This window comes from Polaromonas aquatica, assembly GCF_050626995.1.
In the GTDB taxonomy this organism is placed as follows: Bacteria; Pseudomonadota; Gammaproteobacteria; order Burkholderiales; family Burkholderiaceae_C; genus Polaromonas; species Polaromonas aquatica_A.
Window position 1 is genome coordinate 1,554,337 of the sequence record NZ_CP192467.1, and the last position, 15,647, is coordinate 1,569,983.

General features: G+C 62.9%; 10 protein-coding genes. 5 read left to right on the top strand and 5 right to left on the bottom strand.

What is annotated here, in order from left to right; translation table 11 throughout:
* Window positions 1–139: 139 nt before the first annotated feature.
* Window positions 140–1,378 (top strand): tRNA 2-thiouridine(34) synthase MnmA, encoded by a 1,239-nt coding sequence (mnmA, locus tag ACQ4MS_RS07450; protein ID WP_431098764.1) that lies wholly within the window; start codon window positions 140–142, stop codon window positions 1,376–1,378.
* Between the two features lie 50 nt (window positions 1,379–1,428).
* Here the strand turns inward: mnmA and ACQ4MS_RS07455 are convergent, their stop codons facing one another.
* Window positions 1,429–4,107: a chemotaxis protein CheB gene (locus ACQ4MS_RS07455; RefSeq protein WP_431098765.1), complete on the bottom strand. Its 2,679-nt coding sequence runs from the start codon at window positions 4,105–4,107 to the stop codon at window positions 1,429–1,431.
* A gap of 86 nt (window positions 4,108–4,193) precedes the next feature.
* Here ACQ4MS_RS07455 and ACQ4MS_RS07460 point away from each other — a divergent pair, with 86 nt between their 5' ends.
* Window positions 4,194–4,802 carry a PAS domain S-box protein gene (locus ACQ4MS_RS07460; RefSeq protein WP_431098766.1) on the top strand — a complete coding sequence of 203 codons (609 nt, stop codon included), beginning with the start codon at window positions 4,194–4,196 and terminating at the stop codon, window positions 4,800–4,802.
* 131 nt (window positions 4,803–4,933) lie between these two features.
* Here ACQ4MS_RS07460 and ACQ4MS_RS07465 read toward each other — a convergent pair whose 3' ends face one another.
* The 3 genes from ACQ4MS_RS07465 to ACQ4MS_RS07475 all read right to left on the bottom strand — a co-directional run bounded on the left by ACQ4MS_RS07465 (window position 4,934) and on the right by ACQ4MS_RS07475 (window position 8,483).
* A complete protein-coding gene (locus tag ACQ4MS_RS07465) occupies window positions 4,934–6,355 on the bottom strand; it encodes a MipA/OmpV family protein (protein WP_431098768.1) in 1,422 nt (473 codons plus the stop codon).
* A 339-nt stretch (window positions 6,356–6,694) separates the two neighbouring features.
* Entirely contained in the window at window positions 6,695–7,195 is a 501-nt protein-coding gene (gene ssb, locus ACQ4MS_RS07470) for a single-stranded DNA-binding protein (RefSeq protein WP_431098769.1), read from the bottom strand.
* Window positions 7,196–7,238: 43 nt separating this feature from the next.
* A complete protein-coding gene (locus tag ACQ4MS_RS07475) occupies window positions 7,239–8,483 on the bottom strand; it encodes an MFS transporter (RefSeq protein ID WP_431098770.1) in 1,245 nt (414 codons plus the stop codon).
* Between the two features lie 211 nt (window positions 8,484–8,694).
* On the opposite strand from ACQ4MS_RS07475, the gene uvrA reads away from it, so the two are divergent.
* Both uvrA and ACQ4MS_RS07485 read left to right on the top strand, forming a co-directional pair.
* On the top strand, window positions 8,695–11,709 hold the full coding sequence (gene uvrA / locus ACQ4MS_RS07480) for an excinuclease ABC subunit UvrA (RefSeq protein WP_431098772.1): 3,015 nt from the start codon (window positions 8,695–8,697) through the stop codon (window positions 11,707–11,709).
* A 157-nt stretch (window positions 11,710–11,866) separates the two neighbouring features.
* The gene (locus tag ACQ4MS_RS07485) at window positions 11,867–12,796 is read left to right on the top strand and encodes a DMT family transporter (RefSeq protein ID WP_431098773.1); all 930 of its coding nucleotides are present in this window, start codon (window positions 11,867–11,869) and stop codon (window positions 12,794–12,796) included.
* On the opposite strand, the gene ACQ4MS_RS07490 is transcribed toward ACQ4MS_RS07485, so the two are convergent.
* Window positions 12,786–14,270: an MFS transporter gene (locus tag ACQ4MS_RS07490; RefSeq protein ID WP_431099554.1), complete on the bottom strand. Its 1,485-nt coding sequence runs from the start codon at window positions 14,268–14,270 to the stop codon at window positions 12,786–12,788. The genes ACQ4MS_RS07485 and ACQ4MS_RS07490 overlap by 11 nt on opposite strands.
* A 141-nt stretch (window positions 14,271–14,411) precedes the next feature.
* Here ACQ4MS_RS07490 and ACQ4MS_RS07495 point away from each other — a divergent pair, with 141 nt between their 5' ends.
* Window positions 14,412–15,308, top strand: a complete 897-nt coding sequence (locus ACQ4MS_RS07495) for a LysR family transcriptional regulator (protein ID WP_431098774.1) — start codon at window positions 14,412–14,414, stop codon at window positions 15,306–15,308.
* Window positions 15,309–15,647: the final 339 nt, after the last annotated feature.

A 15,647-nucleotide genomic window follows, 5' to 3' on the forward strand; every position in this document is an offset into this window, starting at 1 on the left:
CCATCGACAATAGTCCGAATGGCTCGCCAACCAGCGGTTTACCCCCGACGGGCACCCTTCGCCGGCCGTCGGCCGCATGGCCAACAGGGCCGGAAGGCCCGGAGCCGGCGCAAAAGCCCTCGCCTTTTTACAATGGGGCATGGGCAACACGCAAATCAGCACACACAGCCACGACGGCAGGCGGCAACGGATCGTCGTCGGCCTGAGCGGCGGGGTCGACTCCGCCGTTACTGCCTGGCTGCTCAAACAGCAGGGCCACGAGGTCATCGGCATCTTCATGAAGAACTGGGAAGATGACGACGACAGCGAATTCTGCTCGTCCAACATCGATTTTGTCGACGCCGCGGCCGTGGCGGACGTGATCGGCATCGAGATCGAACACGTCAACTTTGCCGCCGACTACAAGGACCGCGTCTTCGCCGAATTCCTGCGCGAATACCAGGCCGGCCGCACACCCAACCCGGACATCCTGTGCAACGCCGAGATCAAGTTCAAGGCTTTTCTGGACCATGCCATGCGGCTGGGCGCTGAAAAAATCGCGACCGGGCATTACGCCAGGGTTCGCCACAACGAAACCACCGGCCTGCACGAGCTGCTCAAAGGCCTGGACCCGGCCAAGGACCAAAGCTACTTTCTGCACCGCCTGAACCAGGCGCAGCTGTCCAAAACGCTGTTCCCTGTGGGTGAGCTGCGCAAGACCGAGGTACGCCGCATCGCCGACGAGATCGGCCTGCCCAACGCGAAGAAAAAGGACTCCACCGGCATCTGCTTCATTGGTGAGCGGCCTTTCCGCGAATTCCTGAACCGCTACATCGCCAAAGAACCCGGCCCCATCAGGAACGACAAGGGCCGCGTACTGGGCGAACATGTGGGCTTGTCCTTCTACACACTCGGCCAGCGCCAGGGCCTGGGCATAGGCGGCGTGAAGGCCAAGGGCGCCGAGCTCAAGGCGGTACAGGCACTCGGGCTGCGCGGCGTGGGGGAACACGAGCCCTGGTTCGTGGCGCGCAAGGACCTTGAAACGAATACGCTGTGGGTGGTGCAGGGCCATGGCCACCCCTGGCTGCAATCGACCGTGCTGCAGGCGCAGGACTGCAGCTGGGTGGCCGGCAGCGCGCCAGCACCCGGCGCCCTGGCAGCCAAAACACGCTACCGGCAGGCGGACGCCTCCTGCGAGCTGCGCAGCGCTACCGGCGCAACCTGCGAACTGGCGTTTACCGAAGCCCAGTGGGCAGTGACGCCGGGCCAGTCGGCCGTGCTGTACCAGGGAGATGTCTGCTTGGGGGGCGGCGTGATTGCAGCCAGCAATGTGCAAAACCTGCCCGTGACCGCCGGCCATGCCCCCGTTTATGAGAAAAAACAGGCTCTAGCCCAATAAAATTGGGCGCAACTCGCTATTAATTAAATAGCAAACCAGGTTCAGCAGATTCAGTCTTCTCCGCCATCCTGGGTGCCCTGTTCGCCAGGGCCAGCCTGCCCGCTCTTTTTGGTGCTGCGGCGGCTGGCCGGTTTTGCCTGGGTGGCCTTCGCCTGTGCGGTGCCGGCCCCGGCCTTGCGCAGCGAGGCTTCCAGCCGCTTGGCCACGCTGATGTCGGTGAAGGTGATGACAACGCCGTCGATGCGGTTGTCCTGCGTGCGGTACGGCATGGTGCGCACCATGAACCAGCGGTCACCGCTGGCGGTCACCTCCTTCTCCTGGAACATCAGCGTACGCAGCACCTCACGGGCGTCACTGGCAAGGTCCGGGTAATCCATCTCGGACACGATGTCGGTGATGGGCCTGCCGACGTCGCCGGCAATGAGTTTGAAGAGCCCGCGGCTGCGTGTGGTGAAGCGCCGCACGTTCAGGCGCTGGTCCAGAAATACCGTCGCGATGTCGGTGGCGTTCAACAGGTTCTCCATGTCGTCGCTGGCGCGCGCCAGCGCGTCCACGCGCGCCTGCAGCTCGGCATTGACAGTCTGCAGCTCTTCGTTGATGGACTGCATCTCTTCGCACGACGTGGTCAGCTCCTCGTTGGCCGATTGCAGTTCTCCGTTGGCGGACATCAGGCTTTCCTGGGCCGCCTGCATTTCGTTGCGCGTAGCCTGGTGTTCCTCGCGCGAGCGGGCCAGTTCGCGCAAAAGATCCGACACCTGCCGTTCATGGTCGGTCCCGGCCTCGCTGTCCGCACCGGCGCTGGCCGGCCGCGCGAAAGGCAGCGGCACATCGGCAAACACCACCAGAACCAGGCCCTGCAGCGATTCGGGCGCGTTGAGCGGCTCCACCGTGACAGCAAAGGCAAGAGGTTTTCCATCCACATCGACCGTCACCGGATCCAGCACCGCCGCGGCCTTTTGCCGCAGAGCGCGATAGAACACCTCGCTCAGCGGCTGGCTCAGTCCGGCACGCGCCATGGCAAAAAGGTTCAGGTTGGCCTTGCCTGCGGCGGGTTCCAGGTATTTGCCGGTCTTGCCGCTGAAATAAACGATGTCTCCCTGCGCGCTGACCAGTACTGCGGCCGGGGCGTACTTTCGCGCCAGGACCTGGTCGGCCAGAACTTGCAGACTGCCGGTGCCCGGAGAGGGCTGGCGTGGAGATGCAGAATGCGCGGGTGTGGGCATGAGCAGTTCGGGATAGGGCGGGAGATTGGCAGGCCGCGTGGATACGTCGAGGCGGCGGTAAATCCGGGTTTTCGCGCCCAGGGGGGTGAAGAGGTCGCTGGACTGGCCGATGGTTTCGGCCGTGCCCAGCACCAGGATGCCGCCGGGATTGAGGCTGCGATGGAACAGCGGCAGCAGTTTTTGCTGCAGCTCGGGCTCCAGGTAAATCAGCAGGTTGCGGCAGGTCAGTATGTCCAGCCGTGCAAAGGGCGGGTCGCTGGCGATGCTCTGCTGGGCAAAGACGACCATGGAGCGTATGTCCTGCTTGACGCGGTAGCCGCCCGCCACTGCGGTGAAAAACCGGTCCAGCCGCTCCGGCGACACATCGGCCGAGATGTTTTCCGGGTAGAAGCCCTTGCGCGCGCTGGCCACCGAATCTTCTTCCAGGTCCGTCGCAAAAATCTGCAGCGTCACCCCATGAGGGTTGCCGAATTCGGCGGCAGCCTCGGCAAACACCATGGCGAGCGTAAAAGCTTCCTCACCGGTGGAGCAAGCCGCCACCCAGGCGCGCAAGGCGCTCCCTGCGGGGCTGTCCTGGATCAGCCGCGGGAAAACCTCCTGCCGCAGCTGCTGCCAGACCTGCGGATCGCGAAAGAAACAGGTGACGCCGATCAGCAGTTCCTTGTGGAGCAGATCGGCCTCGAAAGCGTTGTCCTGGATATGGCGCACATAGGCGTCGGCGGTGTCGATCTGATGGATGGCCATGCGCCGCTGGATGCGCCGGTACACCGTGCCTTTTTTGTAGAGGCTGAAGTCGTGGCCCGTCTGGTTGCGCACCAGGATCAGCACCTTCTCCAGCATCGAATGCAGGCTTTCCGCCCGCGGTTCGGCCTCGTCGTCCGCGATATCGCCTGTCCTCATGAGATGGGTGAAGTAAGCCCCGATCCTTTGGGGCAGCTGTCCGGGAGACGCAACGATGTCAGCCAGGCTGGCATCGATCACGCTGCGGGGCATGGCGCTGAACCTGGCAGATTCAGGCGATTGCGCCAGCACGATGCCGGCCTTTTCCTTCAGGGCGCGCGCCCCCAGGGTGCCGTCGGAGCCCATGCCCGAGAGGACCACCCCGGCGGCCCTGATCTGCTGGTCCAGCGCCAGAGATCGAAAGAACGAATCGATGGGAAGCCCCGGCCCTTGCGAAGCCGGTGGTTTAAGCAGGTGCAGCACCCCATGCAGGATGGACACCTCAAAGCCCGGCGGGGCGATATAGACATGGTCGCGTGCCAGCGGTGTACGGTCCTTGATCTGCACCACGGGCACCAGCGACACGCGCTGCAGCAAAGGCACCAGCGCGCTGTCCTTGTCAGGATCGAGGTGCTGCACCACCACACAGGCAAAGCCGCTGTCCGCCGGCAGATGGGAGAAAAATTGCTCCAGCGCCTCCAGCCCGCCTGCAGAGGCGCCAATACCCACAACGGCTATCGGGTTTGCCTCCGCAGCAGGAGAGGCTGGCTTGTATTGGGATGTCATGTTTGGTAAAACTGGGGGCCGTTGCTTCGCATGATCCGATAGTCTACGCCGCAGCATATCCCGGCCGCGGCACCCCGAGGAGATCCATGAATATGTCCCTCTTAAGCCCTGAAGTGCTGCGCAGCAGGGCTGAAAAACAGCTTGCAGCCCAAAAGGCCTGGCTGCTGCCCGACAACGAAACGGATCATCTCAAGCTGATCCACGAATTGCAGGTGCACCAGATCGAACTGGAAATGCAAAACGAGATGCTTGCCGAGGCCTTTGCCCAGGCCAACGAACTGCGGGCCAAATACCAGGACCTTTATGAATCCGCCCCAGTCGGTTACTTCACGCTTTCGATGGACGGGAAAATTCTGGAGCTCAACGGCCGCGCGGCCATGCTGCTGGGGCAAAGCCCCAATGCCCTCACAGGCCGCAACCTGCGGGAATTTTTTGGTGCGACGTGCGCGGCCAGTGCGGACAAGCTGCTGGCAGCGGCGCAGGAAAGCAGTGAGGAAGTTTTCTCGTCTTCGCTGGAAGTCCGGCGAACCCGGCAGTTGCCCCTTTACGTAAACGCCCAGGCGCGCATGTACAAGGATGACCTCACGGGGAAAGCCAGCATACGGCTCGTCATGATGGACGTGTCGGCGCTCAAGATGGCGACGGATGACGTCATCCATGCCATGGACATGAGTTCGGGCTGGGGCGCACTGTAACGCTGCTTCAGCTGCTTCACGGACTGGTTGTTACTCAAATCAGGGCTTAGCCCAATAATTACGGGCGCCGGCAGCTCCTGAATTCATAGCATCACGCCGCACACCAACCGGCGGACCAGCGGCTTCAGCCGCTACAACGCCGATTCGATATAGGTGTAGATGTAGTTGGAGCCGCCGTTGACATTGCCCAGCAGGCGCGACGAGCCGAAGATGCCGGAACGGTGTGACACACCGAAGCCGATATAGGTGTCTTTCAGCGGCCGGTAGCCGATCAGGTCGCCCAGGCTCACGTCGAGCGTCGGGTCCAGGAAATTCAGGACGCGCGAAGGCGACTTGCCGGCGGCGGCCTGGCTGGTGGCCTCAGTGTAGGGTGCACGCTGCGCTACCGACACCCCTACGCCCAGGCCCAGGCGGGTCTTCACACGGTCGCTCCAGGGGAAGCCTGAATAAACCGCTTTCATGAACAGGTCCAGTTGCGCGCCGTTGGCCTGCAGGCCGCGTTCGTCGTGGTGGGTGAGGCCGACGTAGCCGATGAAGTCCAGCGGCCAGCCGTTCACGTTGTTCAGGAAGGGTTTGCCCACCTGAATGCCGGTGATGCGGGTCGAATTGACTTTTGCCGTCGACAGGCACTGCGCCGTGATGATTTTGGCCAGGTGGCAACCGTCCTCGGTGGATTTGCCGTACAGCAGCTTGAAGTAGGTGGGCGAGCTCTCTTCAGCCCATTCGCGCTTGTGGCCGCCGAAGTCGTAGGCCGCTCCCACATACACCGCCGGCAGCACGCCTTTTTGCACGATGGGGCTGTTCTTGGTCTTGCTGTCCAGCAGGGTCGCCGAAACACCCGCCAGCAGCCGCCAACGCTCGGTCATGTCATAGGAGCCATACAGGCCGATCGAGGTCTGCACGCCCGCACCCGGTGCATAGGCAGGGCGGCCGGCGGTGGCCTCACTGGCCTGCACGCCGTAGTAATAGTTGTTGAGCCTGGCGTCGCGCATCGCCACCGTCAGGCTGGGGCGCAGCATCCACGGGCCGGAGCGCCAGTCGTAGGTGTAGCCGATACGAAATTCGTTGCCCTTGTAGGTGCTGCTGACGTCCTGCACCAGTTCGGCCTGCAGCGTTCCCCAGGGCTGGCGCCATCGATACGCCAGGCCCAGGTCAATGGCGGAATCGCGCGGCGACATGCCGGTGAGACTGGCAGGCAGACGGTCGGCCGGGAAACCTTCCAGGCGTTGCTCCACAAAAAGGTCCAGACGCTGCTCGGTGCCGTTGATCAGCTTCACCCCGCCGCGGTTGGCATGCAGGAAAAGCCGTTCGCCTTCGTACAGATACAGCGGCAGCAGGTCATAACGCGTGCCCGCATCTTTGTAGGGCGAGCGCTCGATACGGGTCACAAAGCCCAGCCCCGCGCTTCCGGGTGTCGAGAGGATATCGGTGAGCGGCTCGGTGTTGCCGCCCGCCTGGGCCGGTGCCATGACGCAAAGGCCGGCCAACAAGGCCGCGCCAACGGGCCCGAAAACAGAAAATGGAGAAGCGCGATAGAACGGGAGGCGTTTCATGTGGATCTATTGTTCTGGGAGAGAACCGGGTTGCCCAGGCGGGATAGCCGATCATTTCCGATGCTATCCATGAACAACGCCTGTGTGCCCCGCCACTTGTAAGAGAACGCGCATTCAACGCCTAGGCCACCATGCCGCATTTGCGCAGCGGTTGACGATGGGTCATTCTTTTTGCGGCGCAAATCCGGCTCTCGCTCATGCAAACCCTGGGCAGACAGCTATTAAATAGATAGCAAAAGAAGAGGGAGTGGAAAGGGTGAAACGAAAAAGAAAAAGCCCGCACAAGCGGGCTTTAATGGGGCCTTGCCCGTTGCCGGAGGCCGGAATGCTTCGCAGGTTTCAGAATGGGATGTCGTCGTCCATGTCGTCAAAACCGCTGGCCGCCCTGGAGGCCGCAGGCGCCTGCCGGGGTGCCGCCGCAGCGGGTGCACGCGCTGGCGCAGACTGGCGCGGGGCTTCATAGCCGCCGCCACCGCCGTCATCGCCCCCGGGGCCGCCCATGCCTTGGCGGCTGCCCAGCATCTGCATCTGGTCGGCGCGGATTTCGGTGGTGAATTTTTCGATGCCGTCCTTGTCGGTCCACTTGCGCGTGCGCAGGCTGCCTTCGACATAGACCTGCGAGCCTTTGCGCAGGTACTGGCCGACGATTTCCGCCAGGCGGCCGTTGAACACCACGCGGTGCCACTCGGTGGCTTCTTTCATTTCGCCGCTCTGCTTGTCTTTCCATTTGTCGGTGGTGGCAATGGTGACGTTGGCGACCTGGTCGCCGCTGGGGAAAGTGCGCATTTCGGGGTCGCGGCCGAGATTGCCGACGACGATGACTTTATTGACGGATGCCATGGGGTGTTCTCCTGATCTTCCTGGTCTAACCTGACATCAGAGTTTAACTGGCTGGCCGGGCAGCGCCATGCCCGCCTGTAACTGCCGCGGCCCCGTGCCGGCTGGGCGCCCGCATGGGCCAGGCCACCAGCAGCCACAGCAGCATCAGGCCGCCGCACACGGCAAAAAGCCCTTCAGCCCCCTGTGTTTTGGTGAGCCAGCCGCCCACGGCGCCACCGGCGAAGAAACCGAGCGACTGCAGCGTGTTGTACACCCCCAGGGCCGCGCCGCGCGCATGTGCCGGCGCCACGCGGGACGCCAGGCTGGGCTGCGTCGCTTCCAGCACATTGAACCCGCAAAAAAACAGAAACAGCAAAACCGCCAGCACGCCCATGCCATACGGTGCCGGCAAAGCGCCAGAACCCGAAGCCACCACAGTCGCCCAGAGCAGGCCCAGCTGAACCAGCCCGATCAGGCCGATAGCCCCCAGGAATACGGCCCGCAGGTAGCCCCGCCTTTCCAGCGGGAACAGCGTCACGCCCATCACGACAAACGATGCCAGCACCGCCGGCAGGTAGACCTGCCAGTGGCCGGCCTTGTCCAGCCCGGCGCCAACCAGCAGGGCTGGAATGGCGACCCACATGGCCAATTGCACGGCGTGAAGGATGAACACACCAAAATCCAGCCGCAGCAGGGCCACGTCTTTCAGCACTTCGGCCACGCTGCCGCGCGGGCGGCTGATGTGCTCTTGCGGCTCAGGCGGCACCCACCAGACCACCACCGCGATGCCGGCCAGCGCCAGCACGCCCGTCAGCGCAAAAAGGCCGTGCAGGCCGATCAGCCCACCCAGCAACGGGGCCGCCACCAGCGACAGCGCAAACATCAGCGCAATGCTGCCGCCCACCAACGCCATGGCCTTGGTGCGCACCTCGTCCCGCGTGGCGTCGGCCAGCAGCGCAGTCACGGCAGCCGAAATGGCGCCAGCGCCCTGCAGTGAACGGCCGGCAATCAACCAGCTGAGGTCAGGCGCCCAGGCCGCCATCAGGCTGCCCAGCGCGAAAATCACCAGCCCGGAAATAATCACACGTTTTCGGCCCCACCAGTCCGATGCAATGCCAAACGGAATTTGCAGCAATCCCTGGGTCAGGCCGTAAATGCCCATGGCCAGCCCGACCCGTACCGGGTCATCACCGCCGGGGTACTTCGCCGCTTCCAGCGCAAACACGGGCAGCACCAGGAAAAGGCCCAGCATGCGCAGCGCAAAAATCGACGCCAGCGAAACACTGGCACGCCGCTCGGTGGCTGTCATCGGGAAGGACAAAGGGGCGGAAGGCGCAGTCAAGGGATAAAAAGGAGCAAAAAGGGGCTGAAAAAGGGCTGAGCAAGGACTAAGAAGGGGTCAAAACGGGAATCGGCCTTCGAGACACAACAACCCCCAGCCGTCCGGCCGGTACCCAACCGGCTATTGTGCTTGAAACAGTGCTTCGGTCTATGATGGAGAGTTTTGCGGCGCCCACATTTTGAACTCTCCTGACGATAGCAAATACCTTGCCAAAGTGCTTGCAGCCCAGCGCATCAGCATCAGGGGTGCGCGCACGCACAACCTCAAAAATATCGACCTCGATATCCCGCGGAACCAGCTTGTGGTGATCACCGGGCTGAGCGGGTCGGGCAAGTCGTCCCTTGCCTTTGACACGCTCTATGCCGAGGGCCAGCGCCGCTACGTCGAAAGCCTGTCCACTTACGCGCGCCAGTTTTTGCAGCTGATGGACAAGCCCGACGTGGACATGATTGAGGGCCTTTCGCCCGCGATCTCCATCGAGCAGAAGGCGACATCGCACAATCCGCGTTCTACCGTGGGCACGGTGACTGAAATTCACGATTACCTGCGCCTGCTGTTCGCCCGTGCCGGCACGCCCTACTGCCCGAACCACGACTTGCCGCTGCAGGCGCAAAGCGTCAGCGAAATGGTCGACACCGTGCTGGCCCTGCCCGAAGACACCAAGCTGATGATCCTGGCGCCTGTGGCGCGCGACCGCAAGGGCGAGTTCGTCGACGTGTTCGCCGAAATGCAGTCGCAAGGCTATGTGCGCTTTCGCGTCGACGGCACGGCCTATGAGTTTGACGACCTGCCCAAGCTCAAGAAGACCGAGAAGCACAACATCGACGTGGTGATTGACCGCATCAAGGTGCGCGCGGACATGCAGCAGCGGCTGGCCGAAAGCTTTGAAGCGGCGCTGCGCCTGGCCGACGGCAAGGCGATCGCGCTCGAAATGGACACAGCCAGAGAACACCTCTTCAGCGCGAAATTTTCCTGCCCGGTGTGTGACTACTCGCTCAGCGAGATGGAGCCGCGGCTCTTTTCATTCAATTCGCCGGTCGGAGCCTGCCCCACCTGCGACGGCCTGGGCCACATGGAATTTTTTGACCCGGCGCGGGTGGTGGCCTTCCCGTCATTGAGCCTGGCCAGCGGCGCCGTCAAGGGATGGGACAGGCGCAACGGCTACTACTTCTCGATGCTCGAGAGCCTGGCCAAGCACTACAAATTCGACATCGACGCCGCTTTTGAGAACCTGCCCGACAACGTGCGGCAGGTTGTTCTATACGGCTCGGGCGAAGAAGAAATCAAATTCAGCTACGTGATGGATTCAGGCAATTTCGCCGGCAAAAAAATCACCAAAAAACATCCGTTTGAAGGCGTCATCACCAACTTTGAACGGCGTTACCGCGAAACCGACTCCGCCGCCGTACGAGAGGAGCTGGCCCGCTACCGCAGCGTTCAGCCTTGCCCCGACTGCGAAGGCACGCGCCTGCGCACCGAGGCGCGCCACGTCTACCTGGTTAGCGCGCCCGAGGGCGCTGACCAGCCCCAGCGCAAGGCGATCTATGAGATCAGCCGCGCCACCCTGCGCGAGAGTTTTGAGTATTTCAACGGCCTCAAGATGGAAGGCGCCAAAGCCGAGATTGCCGCCAAGGTGGTGCGTGAGATCGGCCTGCGCCTGAAGTTCCTCAATGACGTGGGCCTCAATTACCTCAGCCTGGACCGCAGCGCCGAAACGCTTTCGGGCGGCGAATCGCAGCGCATCCGCCTGGCGTCGCAGATCGGCTCGGGCCTGACCGGCGTGATGTATGTGCTCGACGAGCCCAGCATCGGCCTGCACCAGCGCGACAACGACCGCCTGATCGGCACGCTCAAGCATTTGCGCGACATTGGCAACAGCGTGCTGGTGGTCGAGCACGACGAAGACATGATCCGCGCCGCCGACCACGTGATCGACATGGGGCCGGGCGCCGGCATCCACGGCGGGCGTGTGATGGCCCAGGGTACGTTTGACGAGGTGAAGAACAACCCCGATTCGCTGACCGGCAAGTACCTGGCGCAGACACTGAAGATCGCCGTGCCCCAGCGCCGCACACCCTGGCTGCCAACCGTCAAGGCGGTGGAAGCGGCCGAGAAAAAGAAGGTCTCGCGCTTTCCGCAAAGCCCGGCCGCCGAACGCCGCGCCGCCCGCGAAGCGATTCACCAGGCCACGCTGGGCGACATGCAGGCGCTGCGCGTCATCAACGCCACCGGCCACAACCTCAAGGGCGTGAGCGTTGAGTTCCCGGTGGGCCTGCTCACCTGCGTGACGGGCGTCTCCGGGTCCGGCAAATCGACCCTGGTCAACGACACGCTGTATGCCGCCGTGGCGCGCACGCTGTACCGTGCGCATGAAGAACCAGCGCCGCACGAAGCCATTGAAGGCATCGAGCATTTCGACAAGGTCATCAACGTGGACCAGTCACCGATCGGCCGCACACCGCGCAGCAACCCGGCCACCTACACCGGCCTGTTCACGCCGATCCGCGAGTTGATGGCCGAGATGAACACGGCGCGCGAACGCGGTTACGGCGCCGGCCGCTTCAGCTTCAACGTGGCCGGCGGCCGCTGCGAAGCCTGCCAGGGCGACGGCGTGGTGAAAGTCGAAATGCACTTCCTGCCCGATGTGTATGTGCCCTGCGATGTCTGCAAGGGCATGCGCTACAACCGCGAAACACTCGAGGTGCAATACAAGGGCAAGAACATCGCGCAGATCCTCGACCTGACGGTGGAAGTTGCCGCCGAGTTCTTCAAGGCTGTGCCGACCATTGCACGCAAACTGCACACCCTGCTCGACGTGGGCCTGTCCTACATCAAGCTGGGCCAGGCCGCCACCACGCTTTCGGGTGGCGAGGCACAGCGCGTCAAGCTTGCGCTGGAGCTGAGCAAACGCGACACCGGCCGCACCTTGTACATCCTCGATGAACCGACGACCGGCCTGCACTTCGCCGACATCGACCTGCTGCTCAAGGTATTGCACCAGCTGCGCGACGCGGGCAACACGATTGTGGTGATCGAGCACAACCTGGACGTCATCAAGACAGCCGACTGGCTGATCGACATGGGGCCGGAAGGCGGCGCGGGCGGCGGTACCGTCGTGGGCGTGGGAACGCCGGAAGACATCGCGGCCAATCCGGCAAGTCATACCGGGCGCTATCTGGCACGCCTGCTGTAGAGCCGCTCAAATCCCTCCTGGCGTTGTTGCGCCGCCTTGCCGTGCTGGTGCACTGTCTGCGGCGGCGCGCCTAGCCAGGACCGCTTCGCTGGGCTTTGTGAGCGGCTCTTGCCCCCGGCCCGCGTCCCTTTCATCTATTTTTCAACGGATCCAGGTTTTGAATAGCTCCACGTTTTTCACCCAGCGCAAAGTCGTTTTCCTGCTGGCTTCGCTGTGCTGCCTGCTTTGGGGCAGCGCCTACCCCGCGATCAAGAACGGCTACGCTCTGTTCCACATCGCCGCCGATGACATTCCCTCCAAGCTGGTGTTCGCGGGCTGGCGTTTTGTGTTTGCCGGCCTGGTGCTGCTGGTGTTCGCACTCCTCAGCAAGAAGCCGGTATTCGAGCTGGACCGTCGCACCTTCGGCCAGGTCACACTCGTGGGGCTCACGCAAACCAGTCTGCAGTACGTTTTCTTCTACATCGGCCTGGCCTACGCCACGGGCGTGAAGAGCTCGATCATGAATGCAACGGGCACCTTCTTCAGCGTGCTGCTGGCGCATTACATCTACAAGAACGACAGGCTCAGCTTCAACAAGGTGCTGGGTTGCGTGGCGGGTTTTGCCGGCGTGATGGTGGTCAACTTCAGCGAAGGCCTGCTGGCTTTCGACTTCACGCTGCTGGGCGAAGGCTTTGTGGTGATCGCTGCCTTTGTGCTGTCCGCTGCCAGCATTTACGGCAAGAAGGTGTCGCAGCGCGTGGACTCCGTGGTGCTCACAGGCTGGCAGCTGGCCATAGGCGGCCTGGCCCTGCTGCTGATCGGTGTTGCGACCGGTGGAACGCTGACGGGCTTCACGCTCCAGTCGACCCTGCTGATGGTTTACCTTGTGGTGCTCTCGTCAGCGGCATTTTCACTGTGGACGATTTTGCTGAAGTACAACCGGGTCAGCATGATCACGGTATTCAACTTCATGATCCCGATTTTTGGGACGCTGCTGTCGGCGGTGTTTCTGGATGAGAGATTCCTGGAGTGGAAAAACGGGCTGGCCTTATTGCTGGTTTGCTACGGGATCTGGCTGGTGACAAAAGAAGAGAAGGCTACTGGCTGAGCCTGGGTTTTGCGCGCACACGGCCTCCGAAAGCAATAGTGATTGTGATTGCGATGACAACCAGCACCGCCGCAACCGCGAACGTGACCTGCATGCCGGTGGCAACAGCCCCCGGGCTAGCCGCCGTGATGTCGGTGGCCGCCGATGCGAACGCGAACAGGGAGCCCATCGCGGAGGCTCCCGTCATGAGCCCCAGGTTGCGCGACAGGCTGAGCATGCCGGAAACGACGCCCCGCTGGTCCGAAGCAACATTCGCCATGATTGCCGTGTTGTTGGCAGCCTGGAACAGCTGGTAGCCGGGAGTCAGGATAAACATGGCGGCCACGTAACCCGCAATACCCACCAACGCCGGGAGCGCGGCCAGCGCCGCCGCGCCGGCGGCAACGGCGATGAGACCGGCGATGGCCATGGACGGTGCTCCCAGGCGATCCACCATGCGGCCGGCCGGAACGCCGCTCAATGCGGAAATGATGGGGCCCATCGACATGACGGCGCCGACCAGCGCGGCGTTGAGCCCGAGAGCACGAGACAGGTAAAACGGCCCGACGACGAGCGTTGCCATCATCACCGTCGCAACGAGCATGTTCGCGGCAAGGCTTGCACTGAAACCTGGGGCGCGGAACATCGCGAGCCGGACCAGGGGAAATTTCGCTTTCGATTCGACGAACACAAAAAGGCCGGCGCCGAGAACAACCGCCGGCAGCAGCGCCATGTTGGGCAAACCAGAATTGCCGTGCCCCGTTGTCATGGCCAGCCCATAAGCCGCGAGCGTCAGTGCCAGCAGCAGCGTGCCCCCATGATCAAAGCGCGGGGACGCCGCCGTTGGTCCGTTGGGGCCAGCAGGCAGGTAGCGACGGGCCAGGAAAAAAGTCAGGATACCCAGCGGTACATTGACCCAAAAAATGGCCTGCCAGCCCGATATGGCGATCAGCACGCCACCCAACGACGGCCCCAGCGCAGTGCCGGCCGCGGACATCGTTCCGAGCAGTCCCATGGCACTGCCGGTCCTGGCTTTTGGAACCGCCTCGCCAACAAGCGCCATGGTGAGCGCCATCATCACGGCCGCCCCCAGCCCTTGTGCCGCCCGGGCAGCAACCAGCAGCCATAGCGTGGGCGCGACGGCACACAGGATCGAGGCCGCCGAGAACAGGAAGATGCCCGCCAGCAACACGCGCTTCCGGCCCATCAGGTCCCCAAGCCGTCCGGCGCTGACGATCAGAGCGGTGATGGAAAGCAGATAGGCCAGGACGATCCACTGCACTTCCTGAAAAGATGCATTGAAAGCCTGGGCCAACGTCGGCAAGCCTACATTGGCGATGCTGGTGCCAAGCGACGACAGCAGCATCGACAGCGAAAGGCTGGCAAGCACCCACCGCACGGACGGCTCCGGTTCGGTATTTGCGTTTTGGGATGAGCGCGGGGACGCGTGGGAAGCGTCGGAAGCGTCGGAAGCGTCGGAAGTGGTCAAGATCAATCCAGTGAAGACGGGTTGGTAGCCCCAAAAATGGAGCTGCCTGAAGCGTAGTGCTTTGATTGACATGGCGGAAGACGCACCATTTGCACTTTATATGTGTGTCTGACGCCATATCATGCGCAAATACGCTATGGTCCGTGCATGTCCACGCCCGATTTCAACCTGCTTGTCACCCTGGATGTGCTGCTCGCGGAAGGCAGCGTCGCGGGCGCGGCCCGGCGCCTGCGGCTAAGCCCTTCGGCGATGAGCCGGGCGCTGGCCCGATTGCGCGAAACGACGGGCGACCCTTTGCTCGTCAGGGCCGGGCGCGGCCTCGTTCCCACACCGCGCGCCATCGAGCTGCGTGAACAAGTCAGCCAGCTCGTGCAGCACGCCGAAGCGGTGCTGCGTCCCGCCCAAAAGCTCAAGCTCAAACAACTGGCCCGAACCTTCACGCTGCGCACGCGCGAAGGTTTTGTGGAGAACTTCGGGCCGGCGCTCATTGCCCGCGTCGGCAAGGAGGCACCTGGCGTGCGGCTGTGCTTCATACAAAAACTCGACAAGGACAGCACGCCCCTTCGCGACGGGCTCGTAGACCTGGAAACCGGCGTGGTGGGAAAGACGGCAGCACCGGAGCTGCGCGTGCAGGCACTGTTTCGGGACCGTTTCATCGGCGTCGTGCGAATGGGGCACCCGCTCAGCGAAGGCGAAATCACGCCCGCCCGCTATGCGGCCGGCAGGCACATCGAAGTCTCGCGGCGGGGCCTCGGCCAGGGGCCGGTGGATGGTGCCCTGGCGCCGTTGGGGCTGCAAAGGGAGATCGCCACGATCGTTGGCGGTTTTGCGGCGGCGCTGGCACTGGCCCGGGCTTCGGACTTGATCGCCACGGTTCCTGAACGGCACACAGGAAACCTGCGCGCCGGAATGCATAGTTTTGCGCTGCCGGTTTTCACGCCGGAGATCACGGTGTCATTGCTCTGGCATCCGCGCCTGGATGCGGATCCGGCGCATCGATGGCTACGGAGTTGTGTTCGGGAGGTTTGTGCGGGGGAGATCTGACGCTTCGGCACGCAGTGCCCTGTCCAGCGGCAGATCCACTCGGTTGATCAGTCTTTATTGCTATTGTTGCGCGCTCTGCTGAGAGTGGCTGGCCGGGGGTTGCCCGGCTGCAAGTAACTTTTCTTTGCTTCGCCAAAGAAAAGTCACCAAAAGAAAGGCGACCCGCAGTCTGGGTCCTTACGCTTCGCTTCAGGCAACCTGCGCTGCTCGACTCCGGCGGCGTTCCGCAGAACTCGCTACGTTGCACTTCGCTCAAACAACTGCGGCCCGACCTTCCGCCTCCGTCTGCGCTGCTCGGCCCAGCCAGAACGGGGAAGTCCGAATTCGAATACAAAGACG

Excerpts from the sequence above, each read along its gene's own strand:
- mnmA (WP_431098764.1), top strand. The coding sequence starts at position 140 with ATGGGCAACACGCAAATCAGCACACACAGCCACGACGGCAGGCGGCAA.
- ACQ4MS_RS07455 (WP_431098765.1), bottom strand. The coding sequence starts at position 4,107 with ATGACATCCCAATACAAGCCAGCCTCTCCTGCTGCGGAGGCAAACCCG.
- ACQ4MS_RS07460 (WP_431098766.1), top strand. The coding sequence starts at position 4,194 with ATGAATATGTCCCTCTTAAGCCCTGAAGTGCTGCGCAGCAGGGCTGAA.
- ACQ4MS_RS07465 (WP_431098768.1), bottom strand. The coding sequence starts at position 6,355 with ATGAAACGCCTCCCGTTCTATCGCGCTTCTCCATTTTCTGTTTTCGGG.
- ssb (WP_431098769.1), bottom strand. The coding sequence starts at position 7,195 with ATGGCATCCGTCAATAAAGTCATCGTCGTCGGCAATCTCGGCCGCGAC.
- ACQ4MS_RS07475 (WP_431098770.1), bottom strand. The coding sequence starts at position 8,483 with ATGACAGCCACCGAGCGGCGTGCCAGTGTTTCGCTGGCGTCGATTTTT.
- ACQ4MS_RS07495 (WP_431098774.1), top strand. The coding sequence starts at position 14,412 with ATGTCCACGCCCGATTTCAACCTGCTTGTCACCCTGGATGTGCTGCTC.